Origin of the sequence: Enterococcus alcedinis, from assembly GCF_014635985.1 — a bacterium.
GTDB lineage: Bacteria > Bacillota > Bacilli > Lactobacillales > Enterococcaceae > Enterococcus_I > Enterococcus_I alcedinis.
Genome location: NZ_BMDT01000006.1, coordinates 134,915 through 152,407, shown reverse-complemented (window position 1 = coordinate 152,407; position 17,493 = coordinate 134,915). Strand labels below are relative to the sequence as shown.

Below are 17,493 nucleotides of genomic sequence, written 5' to 3'. Positions count from 1 at the left end.
TCACAATCCATCTTTTCTAGTACGTTCATTTATGATAAACTAGAGTCACTTAGGTGATTCAATGAAAGAAGGTGCAACAATGCGCTATATCATGACAATGTTCTGGGCATTTGCTTTGGGACAAGTTGTTGGTTTTTTAGGTGGAGCTTTAAGTAGCCAACCTTACGATTTTACATTAACAACGATTTTCTCTCTCATTTCTGGTCTAATGATTATTTTTTTAGGAACGCTATTTACTCCCAAAAAGACTCAACACTAATCGATAAAATCAAGCAAGAAAGGAGCTTTGACGACAGTCATTGCTCCTTTTTTTGTTCTTTCAATCGATACTGCTCTTTCGTAAATCGAAGCGGAAATTAAAGAGAGAGATCAAAAGATTAAATACAACAAAAGCACTAGTTACAAAAAACACTGCAGGATAGCCAAATCCTTGTGCCACACCAGACCCTACCATCGGGCCGAGCACTTGACCGAAACTATTGAACATTTGATTGTAACTAAAAATACGACTAACTCCTTCTGGTGGTGCAATTTTACTAATCAAAGTATTAATCGAGGGCATTAAGGCCCCCGTTGAAAAACCAAGTAAAAAGCGCAATACACCTAATTGCCACGGTGCAGTAACAAACCCCATTGGAACAAAGCATAGAAATGAAAAGACTAGCCCAAGTAATAAGATCTTGTGATTCCCGATTTTATCACCTAAACGCCCTAAGAAAGGCGATGTGAGTAGCGCAGAAACACCCGAGACAGAAACAATCAGACCACTAACAAATAAGATATTTCCCGTGCTAATTCCTAAATCTCGAATGTATAACGTTAAAATAGGACTAATACTCGTCATCCCTAATTGTAAAATAAGCGTTGTGAAAAACAGTCCTACTAAGATACCGCGACGATCGATTTTAGTAAAGATTTCTTTTACTGGAATCACATCAGCTTTTGGTACCGATTCAAAGTTTTCTTTAACAAAAAAGATGGTTAAAAGTAAGGTCATCGACAAAATAATTCCCGTAATAATAAAAACGTTCTTCATCCCTAACCACTCGGCAAGCAGACCACCCATTAGTGGACCGATTAAGTTACCTGCAATCGCTCCAGTCGCTAACGTGCCTAGTGCCCAACCACTTTTTTCACGAGGGGCTTGGGAAGCAATCAATGCCGTAGCATTTGGAATATATCCCGATAAAACACCGGTTAGAAAACGCATGAATAATAACCAATAGACATTTGGCACAAACGCCAAAGCTCCCATCGTCACTGTCATCCCCGCCGCTGCACGAATCATCATTAATCGACGACCTTTACGGTCTGCTAGACTTCCCCAAATCGGCGCTACTAACGCTGAAGCGAGCGCAGTAATCGAAATCGATAGTCCCGCAAATAGATTGATTTGACTGACTGGTGCCCCCAACTCTTCAATATATAATGGAATAAAAGGCATAACTAAACTAAAACTTGCGCCGGTAAAAAAACAGCCAATCCAAGAAATATATAAATTACGCTTCCAATTAATCTTCATTTGAATCCTCTCTTTCCTTACAACTATAGCGTATTTCCAAGAAATTTCAAATAGAAAAGTACCTTTCATCTTCTTCATCTCTAGACTATTTTCAGCTAATACACCGTTGTTGAAGAGCATCTTTTTACGAAAAAATTATTCTTTAAAATTTGATTGTATCAGAATGTATGATTGTTTCCCTGTTAAACCATGGCTAAAAATAAATAAAAAACGCAAATCCTCAAAAATGGATTTGCGCTAAATAACTGATATTGCCCTTTTAAATACTTTTCTTGGTTATCAATTAGCCAAGAAAAGCTAAAATAATAAAGTTTAAAATAAATAATAAATTAACAATCCATAATACAGGTGACACTTCGTTGGCTTTACCCTTGACTACTTTAACGATAGCGAAAAAGATAAATCCAGCCGCAATTCCGTAAGAGATACTATAGCATAACCCCATGAATATTGAAGCAAAGAATGCCGGTACTGCATCTTCTAACGACGTCCAATTGATGTCTTTAAATGAAGCCATCATCATCACACCAACTAAAATCAAGGCAGGTGCTGTTGCTTGTGCAGGCACAATTGCAATGATTGGTGAGAAGAAGCTACTTAGTAAAAAGAAACCTGCAACGACAACAGAAGTTAATCCTGTACGCCCGCCAGCACCAATCCCAGCTGCTGACTCAACAAACGTTGTCGTATTTGATGTTCCAAAAACAGCACCGATCGATGTTGCCACGGCATCGGCAAATAACGCACGATCCATTTTTGTATTGAAACCATTACTGTCTTCTAGTGCATCTTCATCTTCTTGAGTGAAGATTCCGGTGCGACGACCTGTTCCAATAAATGTTCCAATCGTGTCAAAAGTATCCGATAAACTAAAAGCGATAATTGTCATTAAGACTTGTGGAATTTTCGATGAATCTGAAAACAGTGATTGCATCCCTTCAGGTCCAAAAGCCGCTCCAAAAGTTACTTTTAATTCTGCAATTGAGTTACCTAAAGAGTTTGCTTTCCAATCAATCGCTCCTAAATCAACGACACCCATTAACACACCAATGATTGTTGTTCCAATAATACCAATTAAAATAGCTCCGCGAACATTTTTAACAACTAAAATCGTCATTAAAACAAGACCGATAACAGATAATAAAATTGCCGGGTTATTAAAGTTTGCTAAAGCCGGCACTACACCACCATTGATGTTAACATTGACTGCCTCGCCATTTTCAACAACTGAACCTGTAATGTCTGGTGCACTTGCTGAGAAATTAATCAGGTTTGCATTTTTTAGACCCACGTAGGCTACAAAAATCCCAATTCCTCCACCTATAGCATGTTGCATCCCCTCAGGAATCGAACGGATAATTAATTTACGTATTTTTGTTATTGTAATAAAAATATTAATAAGACCACAAATAAAGACCATAGCTAATGCTTCTTGCCATGAATAACCTAAACCAAAGACAACCGTGAATGTAAAGAACGCATTCAAACCCATACCAGGTGCTTGTGCGTAAGGAACGTTTGCAAATAGACCCATGATTAGTGTCCCAATCACTGACGCAATAATTGTCGCCAAGAAGACTGCTTGAAAGGGCATCCCTGAAGCGGATAAAATTGCTGGGTTAACGAACAAAATGTAACTCATCGCAAAAAACGTCGTTGCCCCTGCAACAACTTCCGTTGAAACATTCGTCTTATTCTCCTTCAATTTAAAAAACTTTTCCATGAAAAATTCACTCCTATTGTTTGTTATGTGAAAAAAAGGTTAATTTCTATCACCATCAAAGAGTATAGTCGTTTGTTTGAATCTTTTCAATCAAACACCAACAAATATTATTAAAATATCTTTAATCGTTCGTGTTTTAATGGATTTCCAACAGAAAAAGTGATGATAAGTTTCAAACACCATTCTTGTGAATTTTTCAAAATATGTTAAACTAAACCTGTAAGATAAGCTTTCAAGAAATTTTCATAAATAATAAATGAAATAATAAAGGAGAATTCGATGACAAAAAAATTAATCGCTATTGATTTAGATGGTACGACATTAAATAGTCAATCTTTGATTAGCACTCGAACAGCTGATGTTTTAAATCGAGCGACCGCTGCTGGACATTATGTCAGTATCGCGACTGGGCGACCTTTTCGAATGAGCGACCACTTTTATCAACAATTAAAGTTAGAAACACCGATGGTTACTTTTAATGGTGGCTTAGTCCATAAACCTCGCCAAACTTGGGAATATGAGCGTGAAATCTCGTTGGACAAAGAGATCGCCTTTGAAATTCTGGCACAAAAAGAAAAATTAAATTTAGATTTTGTGGCAGCTGAAAATCGTGAAACTTTTTATATTGATACATTCGATCAATTTGAAGGCATGTTTTTCGCAACCGATACGGTCTCAGAAGCGAACCTCTTCCATAATCTGAAATCAAATCCAACATCATTATTGATAAAAACAAAACATGAATTTGCAGCAGATGTTTCTCATTCACTACAAACTCAATTTAACAACGAGATTGATGTCCGAACATGGGGCGGTCCAAATGCGATTTTAGAAATCGTTCCAAAGGGTGTCCAAAAAGCAATGGCTGTTTCAGTGATTGCCGATTCGTTAAAAATTAAACCAAAAGATATTATTGCCTTTGGCGATGAGCATAATGATTTAGAATTGTTAGAGTACGCTGGTTGGGGTGTAGCCATGAAAAATGGAACGGACCAATTGAAAGGCGTCGCTAATGACGTAACAACGAAAAACAATAATGAAGACGGTCTTGCAGACTATCTCGAAAAATACTTATCTTTATAAGAAAAAACAGATTGACTCCAAGTTAGAAACGGAGTCAATCTGTTTTTATTTTCTGATAGCTATAATACCTTCAATCGTGTGTTGAATAATTTCGACGATTTGTTGTCGATTCGGTTGTAAAATCCCTGATATCATTAGTGATGCGACGCCGGTAATTGTAATCCATGTCCCATCATGTAAGGCAGAAATATCTGCTTCGGATAAATCACTATAGGTTGGATCTGACATAATCGCCTCTTTGAAATATTCGAAAGAAGTCTCATACATCTGCTTGCCCCCACCATATTCATCGACAAACAGGGAAATAAATAGTTTCGGTTTCTTTTGAGAGAAATCAATGTAGTTGATACAAATATCTACAAGTTTATCCCCCGTATGCTCTTGCACAAAAATACTTTGTTTTAACTCCGTAAAAATGTCCTCAATCAACGTGTTCTTTAAATCTTGCATATTCTCAAACTCAAGGTAAATCGGTTGCGTGGAAACTCCCATTTTCTTAGCTACATTGCGCGCGGTAAAGTTCGTAAAACCTTCTTTCTCAACTAACTCATAAGCAGCCTTCAAAATATAATCTTTCGTATAAACTTTGCGTCTCATAATAACCCTCCCGGACCGAAATTATTTACTAATGTTATTTTAACTTAAATAACATCAAATTAAAAGTATTTTAATTCTAGTTGATTTTTTACTTGTTATTTTTAGCAACTTATTCACGTCCTTTTACTACTTTAGCTCTTGTACGACTCGATTGAAAATAGTACACTAGCGATACTTAAGGCGAGAGCTTCTCTCATTAGCCAAATATCTTTTGAGGAGTGTGACACGTGGATTCAGAACATTTATTATTAGAAACTTGTTTACTAGCTGGAAAAATCATGATGGAAAGCGGCTCTGAAGTTTATCGCGTAGAAGATACGATGAATCGGATTGCCCATAGCTATGGTCGGACGGATAGCGTCAGCTATGTTACTGCAACTGGTATTTTTATGAGTTTAAAAAACAGCCACCATACCCAAATTGAAAATGTTGGTGAACGATCAAACAATTTAGAAAAAGTTGTTGCGGTCAATCAATTGTCACGTGATTTTGCGACCAAAGTCATCACATTGAACGAATTATGCGATGCATTAAAAAAGGTTAATCAAAAAGTACCACAATTTCCTCTCTGGTTACAAATTGTTTGTGCTGGAATTACTAGCAGCACCTTAATGTATATTTTTAACGGAACTTGGATGGATTTTATCGCAACTTTCTTGATTGGCTGTCTCGGGTTTGTTTTAAAAACTTTGGCCCATGACTGGTTGAAAGTCGCTTTTTTAGATTATTTTATTGCCGCTTTCGGAATTGGTTTTTTTGCAATTCTTGCAGTTCATTGGAATTTAGCTTTTTCAGTGGATAATATTATTATTGGTTCCGTTATGCCACTCGTTCCAGGTGTAGCGATTACGAACTCTTTTCGCGATATTTTGGCAAGTCATTTAATTAGTGGTCTTGTTCGAGGGACAGAAGCAATTATTATTGCTATTGCAATTGGCGTTGGCATTGCAACTGCTTTGATTGCCTTAGGAGGGATATTATGATTTTCATTCATTTTATATTTAGTTACTTGAGTACGGTGGCCTTTGGTGTGCTAACGAACGTTCCCAGACGAACCTTACTCGCTAGTGGACTAACAGGCAGTATTGGTTGGATGGTCTTTTATTTCATGCGCGAAGCCGGTTCTTCGCTTGGTCTTGCCAATTTTGTAGCTGCTTTTTTAATTGGTTGTGGTAGCATCTTATTTTCACGTTTGAAAAAAATCCCGATGCTTGTTTTCATTGTTCCAAGCTTAGTCCCACTGGTCCCTGGAGGTCCCGCTTATCTAGCTGTGCGTGAAATTGTTATTGGTGACGGTGATCGAGGCCTTTACTATATTTTAGTCGTGGCTGTGACCGCAGGCGCCATTGCTGGCGGTTTCGTTCTGACAACCCTCGTTGAAAAACTTGTCGCTCGCTATCAATACAGTCAAATAAAATCATAAATTTTTTTAAATCGGCCTCTAGACGTATGACTTTTGCTTATCAAGCAGATATAATGACTCTAAATGACATGCAAAAGGAGTTTTCTTAATGAATGCTATCACTTCCAAACGAATTATTAACTTGATATCACTAATTGGTATGGCCTTTTCAATTGCCTTAACCGTTTATTTTTTTTCAATCGGACTTTTTGATGACCTCAATGCACTTCAAAACCTGGTAGGCGAGAAATTATTGCTTGGTCCAATCATTTTTATCCTAATTCAAATTTTACAAGTGGTCATCCCTATTATTCCCGGTGGTATTTCCACGGCGGCTGGTGTCTTATTGTTTGGTCCAGTTGCTGGATTTTTCTACAATTACATCGGTATTGTTATCGGATCGATTCTTGTTTTCTTACTAGGTCGCCAATACGGTAAGCCTTTTGTTTTAAGTTTAATTAGTGAAAAAACGTATGAAAAATACATCGTTTGGTTTGATAATCAAGGGCGTTTCAACAAATTGTTTGCCTTAGCCATCTTTTTCCCCTTTGCACCCGATGATGCCCTATGCTTGATGGCTGGCCTAACAAACATGTCTTTAAAAACTTTTTCTTGGATTATTCTTCTAGGTAAACCCGCTTCAATCCTTGTCTATAGTAGCGCACTCGTCTACGGGACCAACTTAATTAGCCAGTTCCTCTAATTAAATCACATACAATGACCGTTAAAGCAATGCCATTTTTTTAAAGAGGCGTTGCTTTTTAACGGTCTTTATTGAATAATAAGACTATCAATCTTTGGAGGTGCATCATTGAATTTTATATTACGTTATAAAAAAACCATTTTACCGGGACTACTACTTTCAATTACAGTAGCAGCGATAGCCAAGTTGACCGCCATTTTACTTCCACAACTAGGTGGCGCCACATTGGCCATTTTATTCGGCATTTTTCTAGGAAATACTTTTTTTAAGCAATCTTTTCTACAAACCGGAACAAAATTTGCTGAAAGTCGCTTACTAGAAGTTTCGGTCGTTTTATTAGGAATGACCGTAACTTTCCAAACCATTGCTGAAATGGGACTACGTGGCTTTTTGTATATAGCATTTATAATGATCGGAACGATTCTATTTGCTTACCAGATTGGTCAAAAAATAGGATTCAACCAAACGACTTCTTTACTGATGGCTGGCGGTAATGCGGTTTGTGGTTCTTCTGCCATTGCTTCAATTGCACCGAATATTCATGCGAAAGATGAAGAAAAAGGCCAAATCATTACACTCGTTAATCTACTTGGGACAGTGATGATGCTAACATTACCTTTTCTCGGTCAAGCAATCTTCGGTGACAATATCATCGCAACCAGTGCTCTTCTTGGTGGAACCTTACAGTCTGTCGGACAAGTTGTGGCTGGTGCAAGCTTACTTAGTGAAGAGATTGTCCAATACGCAATGCTCTTTAAAATTATGCGTATCATGTGTTTGGCTCTTGTCGTTTATATTTTTACAAAAATTGCGGCCAAGCCAAGTGATAGTGAGAAATTAGTGACGTCTTCAAAAAGAAAACTTCCTCTTCCTTGGTACTTAATAGGCTTCTTAATTTTTTGTCTGTTAAACAGCCTATTGCCCATTCCGAACTGGGTCTCAACAAATGTTAAATTTATTAGCAACTGGTTTGAAACAACGGCGCTAGCAGCGATTGGATTGCGTTTAAACTTAATGAAATTCTTACAAGAAGGTCCACGTTTTATATTGTATGGTGCTTCCGTTGGTCTTTTTCAAACGATCGTAGCCATTGTCCTTATTATGCTATTATTCTAAAAAAAATCATCTTTCTCGTTCACACTATAGTGATAGAGAAAGATGATTTTTATTTTGTTTATAAGCGTGCGTTTAATTCTTTTGCTAACTCTTCGAAGCCTGGTTTGCCAAGAAGTGCGAACATATTTTTCTTGTATTCTTCTACTCCTGGTTGGTCGAATGGATTGACACCATTTAAGTAACCTGAAATCCCAACAGCAATTTCAAAGAAGTAAACCAAGTAACCTAATGTATAAGCATCCATTTTCGGTAATTTAACCAAGAAGTTCGGTACATCGCCATCTGTGTGAGCTAGTAATGTGCCTTCAAACGCTTTTGTATTAACGAAATCAACGTCTTTACCTTCTAAGTAACCTAAACCATCTAAATCTGTGTCTTGTAATGGAATCGCTACTGATTTACGTGGATTTTCAACTTTTAAGACGGTTTCAAACACATTACGTGTACCATCTTGAATTGTTTGACCAACTGAGTGTAAATCCGTTGAGAAGTTGGCACTTGATGGATAAATCCCTTTTTGATCTTTTCCTTCTGATTCGCCGAATAATTGTTTCCACCACTCAGAGAAATATTGCATGCCTGGTTCGTAATTGACTAAGATTTCGATTGCTTTACCTTTACGGTATAAAATATTACGTAAAGCTGCGTATTGGTACGCTTGGTTTTGAGTTAAATCAGGGTTTGAGTATTCTGCTTGTGCATCTGCGGCTCCTGACATTAAGGCATCGATATCTGCACCACTTACAGCAATTGGTAATAAACCAACCGGTGTTAAGACAGTAAAGCGTCCACCAACGTCATCTGGAATGACAAATGTTTCCCAGTTCTCTGCATCTGCTTCAACTTTTACGGCACCTTTTTCACGGTCAGTTGTTGCATAAATACGTTTGTTTGCTTCTTCTTGACCGTATTTTTTAATTAATAATTCTTTGAAGACACGGAAAGCAATCGCTGGCTCTGTTGTTGTTCCTGATTTTGAAATCACGTTAACAGAGAAATCACGGTCACCAATTAATTCAATTAAATCGGCTAAGTATGTTGATGAAATCGAATTTCCAGCAAAAACGATTTGTGGTGTTTTACGCGCTTCTTTTGGTAAAACGTTATAGAATGAGTGTTGTAAGAATTCAATTGCGGCACGTGCGCCTAAATATGAACCACCAATTCCGATAACAACTAATACTTCTGAATCCGATTGAATTTTTTTAGCTGCTGCTTTTACGCGAGCAAATTCTTCTTTGTCATAGTTCGTTGGTAGATCAATCCAGCCAACAAAGTCATTTCCCGGACCTGTTTTCTCACGTAATGCTGTATCGGCAGACGTTACTTGTGTTTGCATATACGCTAATTCATGGTCTTGAATGAATGATGATACTTTTGAATAATCAAATTGAATATGTGACATGATTATCCCCCTCATTTTTTATTTTTTCACTACATTACTACTTTACTTTTTTTAAACACATTTATCAAGCCCAACTTAGCTAGACAAGACCTTGAATCGCCATTGCTTGAGCAACTTTAGCGAATCCCGCAATGTTTGCACCTAACATAAAGTTATCTTTCGCATCATGAGCGATTGCTGTATCACGACACGTTTCATAGATGTGTTTCATAATCCCATCTAATTTTTGATCCACTTCTTCTGTCTCCCATTGTAGACGTTGAGAGTTTTGGCTCATTTCTAAGGCAGACACAGCGACACCACCGGCATTTGCTGCTTTTCCTGGGCAATAATAGACGCCCGATGCCACAAAATAATCTGCGGCTTCAAGTGAACTCGGCATATTTGCACCTTCAGCAACGATACGCACGCCATTTTTAACGAGACGTTTTGCTGAATCGATTTGAATTTCATTTTGTGTTGCACATGGGAAGGCAACTTCTACTTCGACATCTAAGTTCCATACTGAACCTTCAACATATTGCGCGCTTGGGCGTGCTTTGATGTATTCAGTTAAACGCTCACGATGCACTTCTTTTAGCTCTTTCAATAGTTCCAAGTCAATACCTGCTTCATCATAGATAAAGCCATTTGAATCGGAACAAGTGACTGGTGTTGCACCTAATTGATACAATTTTTCAATACAATAAATCGCGACATTTCCACTACCGGATACGATGGCTTTTTTATTTTCTAACGTCTCACCTAAGTCAGCCAATAAATGTTTAGCAAAATAAACAGCGCCATAACCAGTTGCTTCCTTGCGGCCTTGACTACCCCAGAATTCCAATGGTTTTCCAGTCATCACACCTGCATCATATTGCTTGATTCGCTTATACATACCGAACATATAACCAATTTCACGCTTTCCTACCCCAATATCTCCAGCAGGAATATCTGTGTTTGGTCCGATATATTTCGCTAACTCCGTCATAAAACTTTGACAAAAACGCATCACTTCACCATCAGACTTGCCTTTAGGATCGAAATCACTTCCGCCTTTTCCGCCACCAATCGGTAAGCCTGTTAATGCATTTTTAAAAATTTGCTCAAAAGCTAAAAATTTTAACACGCTCAAATTAACCGAAGGATGAAAACGCAGGCCACCTTTATAAGGACCTAACGCCGAGTTAAATTGAATCCGATACCCACGATTGACTTGCCAATCGCCTTGATCGTCCATCCAAGGCACGCGGAATTGAATCACGCGTTCTGGTTCGGTAACTAAAGATAGGATATTTTTCTCTTGATATTCTGGATGGTTTTCTAAAAAAGGTATGATTGTTGGTACAAACTCATCAATTGCCTGTAAAAATTCCGTTTCATGGCTATTTCCTTGATGAATGTTTTCTTGAACTTTTTTAGCATATTCTGATGCATTTGTCATGAAAATCCCTCCCATATTTGGTAGTATGATTTTATCAGATAATTAGAAAATTTTCATTAATTTGACTGCAAATAATTATAATTTTCAAAAAATTTTCTTTTAGAGTGATAGAGGAGTGTTAATTATGAACAAAAATTTTGATGTTATTGTCGTTGGTGGCGGTACCAGTGGCATGATGGCAGCTGTAGCAGCCGCCGAAAAAGGCAGCCGCGTCTTGCTTGTTGAAAAAAATAAACGTTTTGGTAAAAAATTATTAATGACTGGTGGTGGACGTTGTAATGTCACCAATAATCGTGACGTTGATGATTTGATTCGTCATATCCCAGGAAATGGTAAATTTCTCTACAGTACGTTTTCGCAATTTAATAACTATGATGTGATGGCTTTCTTTGAAGAAAATGGTGTCGCACTAAAAGAAGAAGATCACGGTCGAATGTTCCCTGTCTCAAATAAATCAGCCACAATTGTGGAAGCGTTGGTCAATCGGATGAAAGCACTTGGTGTTGAGTTTGCGATGAATACAGCCGTAAAGAAACTGATTCACGATGGCAATCAAATGGCAGGCGTTAAAACGGAAACGGGTGATTTCCACGCACCGTGTGTCGTTTTGACGACAGGTGGACGAACGTATCCATCGACAGGAGCCACAGGTGATGGTTATCGCCTAGCGAAACAAGTTGGGCATCATATTACCCCACTCTATGCTACCGAGTCTGGTTTGATCTCTGACGAAGCTTTCATCGCAGACAAAACGTTGCAAGGCATTTCTTTACGCGATGTGTTATTAATGGTTAAAAATGACCAAGGTAAAATGATTACCGAACATAAAATGGATTTACTCTTTACGCACTTTGGTATTTCTGGACCGGCTGCATTACGTTGTTCTTCTTTTGTTAACCAATTACTTGAAGTCCAAGAAGAAGTCGATACGGTTCTCGATTGTTTCCCAGACTTATCTGAAAAAGCGCTAGCCAAAAAATTAGACCGTGCATTAACTGATACGAAAAAAACAGTTAAAAATGCCTTGAGTTCTTTTTTACCTGAACGAATGATGACTTTTTATCTTGATCGTCTAGGGATTACTGAACTACCGAGCAACCAATTAACCGAAGAGCAAAAACAAGCGTTGGTTGCCATTTTGAAAAACTTTACGATTAAGGTTCATAAAACGTTCCCTATCGAAAAATCATTCGTAACCGGTGGCGGGGTCGAATTAACTGAAATCAATCCGAAAACGATGGAAAGTAAAAAAATGCCTGGTCTATTCTTTGGCGGTGAATTGATTGATATTAACGGCTACACAGGTGGCTTTAATATCACTGCAGCCTTTTGTACCGGTCATAATGCCGGCGTTCATGCGGCAGAAATCGCCAGTTATTTCGCTTACTAAGCAGTTAACATCCTATAAACAAAAAAGTTAGAAATCAGCAACTTGTGATTTCTAACTTTTTTTATTTGTGATTGAAACGAGGTGCGCCTTCGTAACTTTGATTAAATCGAATGGGGCCAGTTCCATCTGTAAACCGCGTCGACCAGCTGAAACAATGACTGTTTCAAATAAAGTCGCTGATTCCTCTAGAAAAGTAGGAAATTGTTTTTTCATGCCAACTGGCGAACAACCTCCACGGATGTAGCCTGTCGTACTTTCTAACACATCTAAAGGCAACATCTCTACCCGTTTATTACCACTGACTTTTGCTAATTTCTTTAAATCAATCACCCGGTCACTTGGAACAATCGCAACCAAAACGCCGGTCACGTTGCCGACCGCGACGATTGTCTTAAAAATTTGAGCGGGATTTTTATCTGGCAGTTGTTGCAAAACAGCTTCCGCGCCTAAATGCTCTTCTGACCACTCGTAGTGATGCTCCACATAAGCAATCTTTTGTTGTTCGAGTTTTCTCAAGGCATTGGTTTTATTTTCTTTTTTCTTAGCCATCTTTCTTCCGCTTCTTTCCTAAGCTAAGTTTTCAATCATGCGTGTTAACTCAGTGACTGGAATTTGTCCTGGTGCCGAAACATCACCAATCGCACCAAACGTTAATATCGATCCAGTTACACCCGCACTGACACGACTGATTTTTCCTAAATCACCCATCGAAATGACCGCTAAAGGCAATTGATAAAACGCTCGTGCTTTTGTCACCAGTCCCATTACTCGCAAAACATCCGGTAACGTTTGAGGCATCGTCGCAATTTTTCCAATATCCGCACCAAATTGATGCATCACACCAATTCGAAAAATTAAGGTCGCATCATCTGGTGTTTTTTCAAAATCATGATTACTTAAAATCACTTTAACACCCGACGCTTTCACTTCTTGAATAAACTGTCGTCCTAGAAACTCAACACGTGCAAGCTCAATATCAATCAAATCAATCTGTTTCGATTGCGAGATCGTTAAACAAAGTTCTTTATAGCGTGGTAAGCGAATGGCTGCTTCGCCACCTTCTTCAAGCGTTCGGAATGTAAAGAGTAACTGCTTTTCCCCTAATGCTTCTTTTAATTCAGGTAAAACTTGAATGATCTTTTCAAAATCATCCCGTTCATCGTAGTAATCCACCCGCCATTCGGCAATATGAGCGGTTGACTCTGCTATTAATTTAGCTTGCTCTAAAAGCGAGTCTCTATCTTTAGCAGTCAAGGAAACACAAACATTTAATTGATCCATCGTTAAATTCTTTTTCTCCATTCACGAACGCCCCTCTTATTTTTTGATGTTATAACAGTAAACTTTTAAATAATCCCCTTCTGGAAAGGCTGGATTTGTTGCAAAATCACTTGGCAAAGTATAGTTTTGGCTATTTTTAAACGTCACATTTTTTGCTTCAAAAGCCGATTCAATCATTTGCTTAAATTGCTTTGGTGAGACATTTGCAGCATTTGTTGAAGCAATAATCGTCCCTGTTTCATTCAGCAAGTCGACACTATCTTCAATCAGTTCACCGTAATTTTTAGCAACACTAAACGTTTTTTTCTTATTACGAGCAAAGCTAGGTGGATCTAAAACCACGACATCAAAAGTTAAATTTTTGCGCTTCGCATATTTAAAATATTCAAAAGTGTCCATTACGTGAATGTTTTGCGTTTCAGGATCGATGCCATTTACCAAAAATTGTTCTTTTGTTTTCGGCACACTCCGTTTCGCTAAATCAACACTTGTTGTCTTTGTCGCACCACCCATTGCCGCTGCAACAGAAAATGCTCCGGTATAACTAAACATATTTAAAACCGTCTTCCCACTAGCCATCCCTTCAACTAGTGCACCACGAACTTCTTTTTGATCCAAGAAAATCCCGGTCATTAAGCCTTCATTTAAATATGTCGCAAACGTAATACCATTTTCTTTGACTAATAATGGTTCACTCGCTTCTTCCCCGTACAATAATTGACTTTCAGGTAACGTACTTTCAAAACGAATTTTTTCATAAGCACCTACTACTTCTGGGAAAACCGTTTGAAAGGCTGTGACAATTTCTTTTTTCTTGCCATAAAGCGTCTCATTGTACCAAGAGAAAACACCATGATCTTGATACAAATCAATAATTAATCCACCCATACCATCGCCTTCGCCATTAAATAGACGAAATGCAGTTGTTGTCGCATCTTGATAATAATGGTGACGTTTTTCTTTAGCTACTTGAAATAAATGAATGAAAAACGCTTCATTGATTGCCTGTTTCGTATGACTTAAAACCCAACCAATCCCTTTATTTTGTTTCCCTAAATAGCCCATCGCTAAAAATTCGCCTTGCGGTCCAGTGAGCTCAACCCAATCGGTACTCATTTCCGCTTTAACCAAGTCTTCTTGTTGAATTAATGGATAGCCTTGACGAACCTTTTTGCTACCTTGCATTGTTAATTGTCTTTTCATTTAATCCCCTACTTTTACTATGCTTTATCTTTTCCTTCATCTTAACATAGCTTCAGCGCTTTTCGATAGTAGCAAACGGTATAAATCAATCAACTATCCAGAAATAAGCTGTTTTAAAAAAAAGGAAAAAGCGCACTTTCTTTCCAAAAACTTCCTCAAAGTTCTTATTCTAAAGAAAAGCCTAAATTAACTAAAGAAATAATTAAAATACAGTGTTTCTTTCACAGCTTAGTTGACACTGAATTAGACAATTAGTAGAATGTTAAGGACGATTGAAAATTTTTTCATCTAGTTTCAAGAAAGAGAGGACTTTTCCTTTGAAAAATCTAAACAAATCCAACTTCTTAAATAAACGCTTAGGCTTCTTCAGTCTCTTAGCTATTTTATTTTGGGCAAAAAATATCTTTGCATATTTTACGGTATTTAATTTAGGGATTGAAAGCCCGTTTCAGTACTTTATTTTACTGATTAACCCGATTGCAACGACGCTATTCTTACTTGCAATCTCATTATACGTTAGACGTACAAAACCTTTTTATGTGACACTAATGATTATCTATTCATTAATGAGTTTGTTACTCTTTGCTAACGCGGTTTATTATCGTGAATTTACTGATTTCATTACGATTAATACAATGCTTGGTGCTGGTAAAGTCACAAGCGGCTTAGGTAGTAGCACGTTAAATCTATTAGAACCGGTTGATATGGTTTACTTAATCGATATTCTAGTCATTGTGTATGCTCTCGCTCGCAAAAAAATTAAATTGGATACAAATCCAATCAAAGCGCGTGTCGCAATTGCTTTCACAACTGCCTCAATTATGATTTTTTCTGGCAACTTATTCTTAGCTGAAACAGATCGTTCAGGTCTGTTAACAAGAACATTCTCACGTGACTACTTAGTTAAGTATTTAGGTATTAATGCTTTTACCGTTTATGATGCTGTGCAAACATATAACACAAACCAAGTACGAGCAGAAGCAAGTCCCAACGACATGAACGAAGTTTCTGAATACGTGAAGGAACATCACGCCGCTCCAAACGACGAATACTTCGGCTTAGCTAAAGGTAAAAACGTGATTTATATTCATTTAGAAAGTACTCAACAATTCTTAATTGATTACAAACTAAAAGATGAAAATGGCGTTGAACATGAAGTAATGCCTTTTGTTAATTCATTGTTCCACTCAAAAAGTACTTTTAGTTTCGACAATTTCTTCCACCAAGTGAAAGCTGGTAAAACAAGCGATGCCGAAACATTATTAGAAACATCATTATTTGGTTTAAACCAAGGTGCTTTCTTTGCACAGCTTGGTGGTAAAAATACGTTCGAAGCAGCGCCACATATTTTAGCGCAAGAAGCCGGCTATTCAAGTGCGGTCTTCCATGGTAACTCAAAAACATTCTGGAATCGTAACGAAACCTATACACACTTTGGCTATGAAAATTTCTTTGATGCTTCTTATTATGATGTCAACGAAAACAATTCATTCCAATATGGTTTACACGATAAACCTTTCTTTGCTCAATCTGCTCAATATTTAGAGCATTTGCAACAACCCTTTTATTCAAAATTTATTGCGGTTTCCAATCACTACCCGTATGCTGAATTTACAGATGATGAAGCAGGATTCCCAATGGCGAATACATCCGATAGTACCATCAATGGTTACTTCGCAACAGCGAACTATTTAGATAAGGCAGTTGAAGAGTTTTTCAATTACTTAAAAGAAGTCGGATTATATGAGAACTCTGTCTTTGTTTTATACGGCGATCACTACGGTGTATCAAACGGCCGCAACAAGACACTCGCTGAGTTAGTTGGTAAAACAAGTGATACTTGGACCGATTATGATAATGCTCAAATGCAACGTGTCCCTTACATGATTCATGTACCTGGTCAATCAAAAGGTGGCGTAAATCATACCTATGGTGGACAAGTAGACGGCTTACCAACATTGCTACACTTGTTAGGTATTGATACCGACAACTACATCCAACTTGGTCAAGACCTTTTCTCAAAGGAAAAAGATAATTTAGTGGCATTCCGTGATGGGTCATTCATGTCACCAAAATACACTTATTATGCTGGTGTCCTTTACGACAACGAAACACAGCAGGTCGCTGAGGATTTAACCGAAGAAGAATTGCAAGAAGTCGATCAAATGCATGAACGAGTGACTCGTCAATTAGAAGTATCTGATCAAATTAACAACGGTGACTTATTACGCTTTTACACTGGCAGCAATATTGATCCCGTTAATCCAGAAACGTTTTCTTACAAAGATAGTTTGACCCGTTTGCAAGATTTAGAAAAAGCACTTGGTGACAAATCAACTTCACTTTATTCTAAAAACAATAACCAATCAACTGTGGATCAATACAAAACACAAACGTATCAACAATATTCTCCAACTAAAACAAACACAGATGATGACAAAAAAGCAGACAGCGAACCACTTGAAGAAGCAACAAACGAATAAACAAAAAAAGAGGATTTCTTAGGAAATTCTCTTTTTGTTTATTTAGGCTTCATAATTCCTTCAAACTCCTTCTTTATGATAGAAGGAAATGGAAAGGACGTGTCGATCAGTGCTGATGACATTCAAAAAACAGTCAAGTAAACATATCAGCTTTCATTT

16 protein-coding genes are annotated in these 17,493 nt (G+C 37.7%); 8 read left to right on the top strand and 8 right to left on the bottom strand.

Annotated features, from left to right (window positions below; translation table 11 throughout):
* Positions 1 to 79 precede the first annotated feature (79 nt).
* Positions 80 to 259: a YjzD family protein gene (locus tag IEV09_RS08035; RefSeq protein ID WP_188367769.1), complete on the top strand. Its 180-nt coding sequence runs from the start codon at positions 80 to 82 to the stop codon at positions 257 to 259.
* Positions 260 to 319: 60 nt separating this feature from the next.
* Here the strand turns inward: IEV09_RS08035 and IEV09_RS08030 are convergent, their stop codons facing one another.
* On the bottom strand, positions 320 to 1,522 hold the full coding sequence (locus IEV09_RS08030) for a multidrug efflux MFS transporter (protein ID WP_188367768.1): 1,203 nt from the start codon (positions 1,520 to 1,522) through the stop codon (positions 320 to 322).
* A 283-nt stretch (positions 1,523 to 1,805) separates the two neighbouring features.
* Positions 1,806 to 3,245, bottom strand: a complete 1,440-nt coding sequence (locus IEV09_RS08025; protein WP_188367767.1) for an NCS2 family permease — start codon at positions 3,243 to 3,245, stop codon at positions 1,806 to 1,808.
* Positions 3,246 to 3,524: 279 nt separating this feature from the next.
* Here IEV09_RS08025 and IEV09_RS08020 point away from each other — a divergent pair, with 279 nt between their 5' ends.
* Positions 3,525 to 4,328, top strand: a complete 804-nt coding sequence (locus IEV09_RS08020; RefSeq protein WP_188367766.1) for a Cof-type HAD-IIB family hydrolase — start codon at positions 3,525 to 3,527, stop codon at positions 4,326 to 4,328.
* Positions 4,329 to 4,373: 45 nt separating this feature from the next.
* Here the strand turns inward: IEV09_RS08020 and IEV09_RS08015 are convergent, their stop codons facing one another.
* Positions 4,374 to 4,925, bottom strand: a complete 552-nt coding sequence (locus IEV09_RS08015) for a TetR/AcrR family transcriptional regulator (protein ID WP_188367765.1) — start codon at positions 4,923 to 4,925, stop codon at positions 4,374 to 4,376.
* A gap of 227 nt (positions 4,926 to 5,152) precedes the next feature.
* Here IEV09_RS08015 and IEV09_RS08010 point away from each other — a divergent pair, with 227 nt between their 5' ends.
* The 4 genes from IEV09_RS08010 (at position 5,153) to IEV09_RS07995 (ending at position 8,146) form a co-directional block, all read left to right on the top strand.
* Complete coding sequence (locus IEV09_RS08010) at positions 5,153 to 5,908, top strand: threonine/serine exporter family protein (RefSeq protein ID WP_268234665.1); 756 nt, start codon at positions 5,153 to 5,155, stop codon at positions 5,906 to 5,908.
* A complete protein-coding gene (locus IEV09_RS08005) occupies positions 5,902 to 6,348 on the top strand; it encodes a threonine/serine exporter family protein (protein ID WP_188367784.1) in 447 nt (148 codons plus the stop codon). The genes IEV09_RS08010 and IEV09_RS08005 overlap by 7 nt, the downstream gene beginning before the upstream one ends.
* An 88-nt stretch (positions 6,349 to 6,436) precedes the next feature.
* Positions 6,437 to 7,030, top strand: coding sequence for a TVP38/TMEM64 family protein (locus tag IEV09_RS08000; RefSeq protein ID WP_188367764.1), 594 nt, complete (start codon positions 6,437 to 6,439; stop codon positions 7,028 to 7,030).
* Positions 7,031 to 7,138: 108 nt separating this feature from the next.
* Entirely contained in the window at positions 7,139 to 8,146 is a 1,008-nt protein-coding gene (locus tag IEV09_RS07995) for a YeiH family protein (protein WP_229731683.1), read from the top strand.
* A gap of 58 nt (positions 8,147 to 8,204) precedes the next feature.
* Here IEV09_RS07995 and IEV09_RS07990 read toward each other — a convergent pair whose 3' ends face one another.
* Together IEV09_RS07990 and gdhA are read right to left on the bottom strand one after the other, a co-directional pair.
* On the bottom strand, positions 8,205 to 9,551 hold the full coding sequence (locus tag IEV09_RS07990) for a glucose-6-phosphate isomerase (RefSeq protein WP_188367763.1): 1,347 nt from the start codon (positions 9,549 to 9,551) through the stop codon (positions 8,205 to 8,207).
* Between the two features lie 79 nt (positions 9,552 to 9,630).
* A complete protein-coding gene (gene gdhA / locus IEV09_RS07985) occupies positions 9,631 to 10,977 on the bottom strand; it encodes an NADP-specific glutamate dehydrogenase (protein WP_188367762.1) in 1,347 nt (448 codons plus the stop codon).
* Positions 10,978 to 11,101: 124 nt separating this feature from the next.
* Here gdhA and IEV09_RS07980 point away from each other — a divergent pair, with 124 nt between their 5' ends.
* Positions 11,102 to 12,367: a BaiN/RdsA family NAD(P)/FAD-dependent oxidoreductase gene (locus IEV09_RS07980; protein WP_188367761.1), complete on the top strand. Its 1,266-nt coding sequence runs from the start codon at positions 11,102 to 11,104 to the stop codon at positions 12,365 to 12,367.
* Between the two features lie 51 nt (positions 12,368 to 12,418).
* Here the strand turns inward: IEV09_RS07980 and ybaK are convergent, their stop codons facing one another.
* The 3 genes from ybaK to IEV09_RS07965 are packed head-to-tail and all read right to left on the bottom strand — an operon-like array spanning position 12,419 to position 14,851.
* Positions 12,419 to 12,916, bottom strand: a complete 498-nt coding sequence (ybaK, locus tag IEV09_RS07975; RefSeq protein ID WP_188367760.1) for a Cys-tRNA(Pro) deacylase — start codon at positions 12,914 to 12,916, stop codon at positions 12,419 to 12,421.
* Positions 12,917 to 12,934: 18 nt separating this feature from the next.
* Positions 12,935 to 13,669 carry a type I 3-dehydroquinate dehydratase gene (gene aroD, locus IEV09_RS07970; RefSeq protein ID WP_188367759.1) on the bottom strand — a complete coding sequence of 245 codons (735 nt, stop codon included), beginning with the start codon at positions 13,667 to 13,669 and terminating at the stop codon, positions 12,935 to 12,937.
* Between the two features lie 15 nt (positions 13,670 to 13,684).
* Positions 13,685 to 14,851, bottom strand: a complete 1,167-nt coding sequence (locus IEV09_RS07965; protein ID WP_188367758.1) for a class I SAM-dependent rRNA methyltransferase — start codon at positions 14,849 to 14,851, stop codon at positions 13,685 to 13,687.
* A gap of 317 nt (positions 14,852 to 15,168) precedes the next feature.
* Between IEV09_RS07965 and IEV09_RS07960 the strand changes: the two genes are divergently transcribed.
* Positions 15,169 to 17,334 (top strand): LTA synthase family protein, encoded by a 2,166-nt coding sequence (locus IEV09_RS07960; RefSeq protein ID WP_188367757.1) that lies wholly within the window; start codon positions 15,169 to 15,171, stop codon positions 17,332 to 17,334.
* The last annotated feature ends 159 nt before the right edge of the window (positions 17,335 to 17,493 follow it).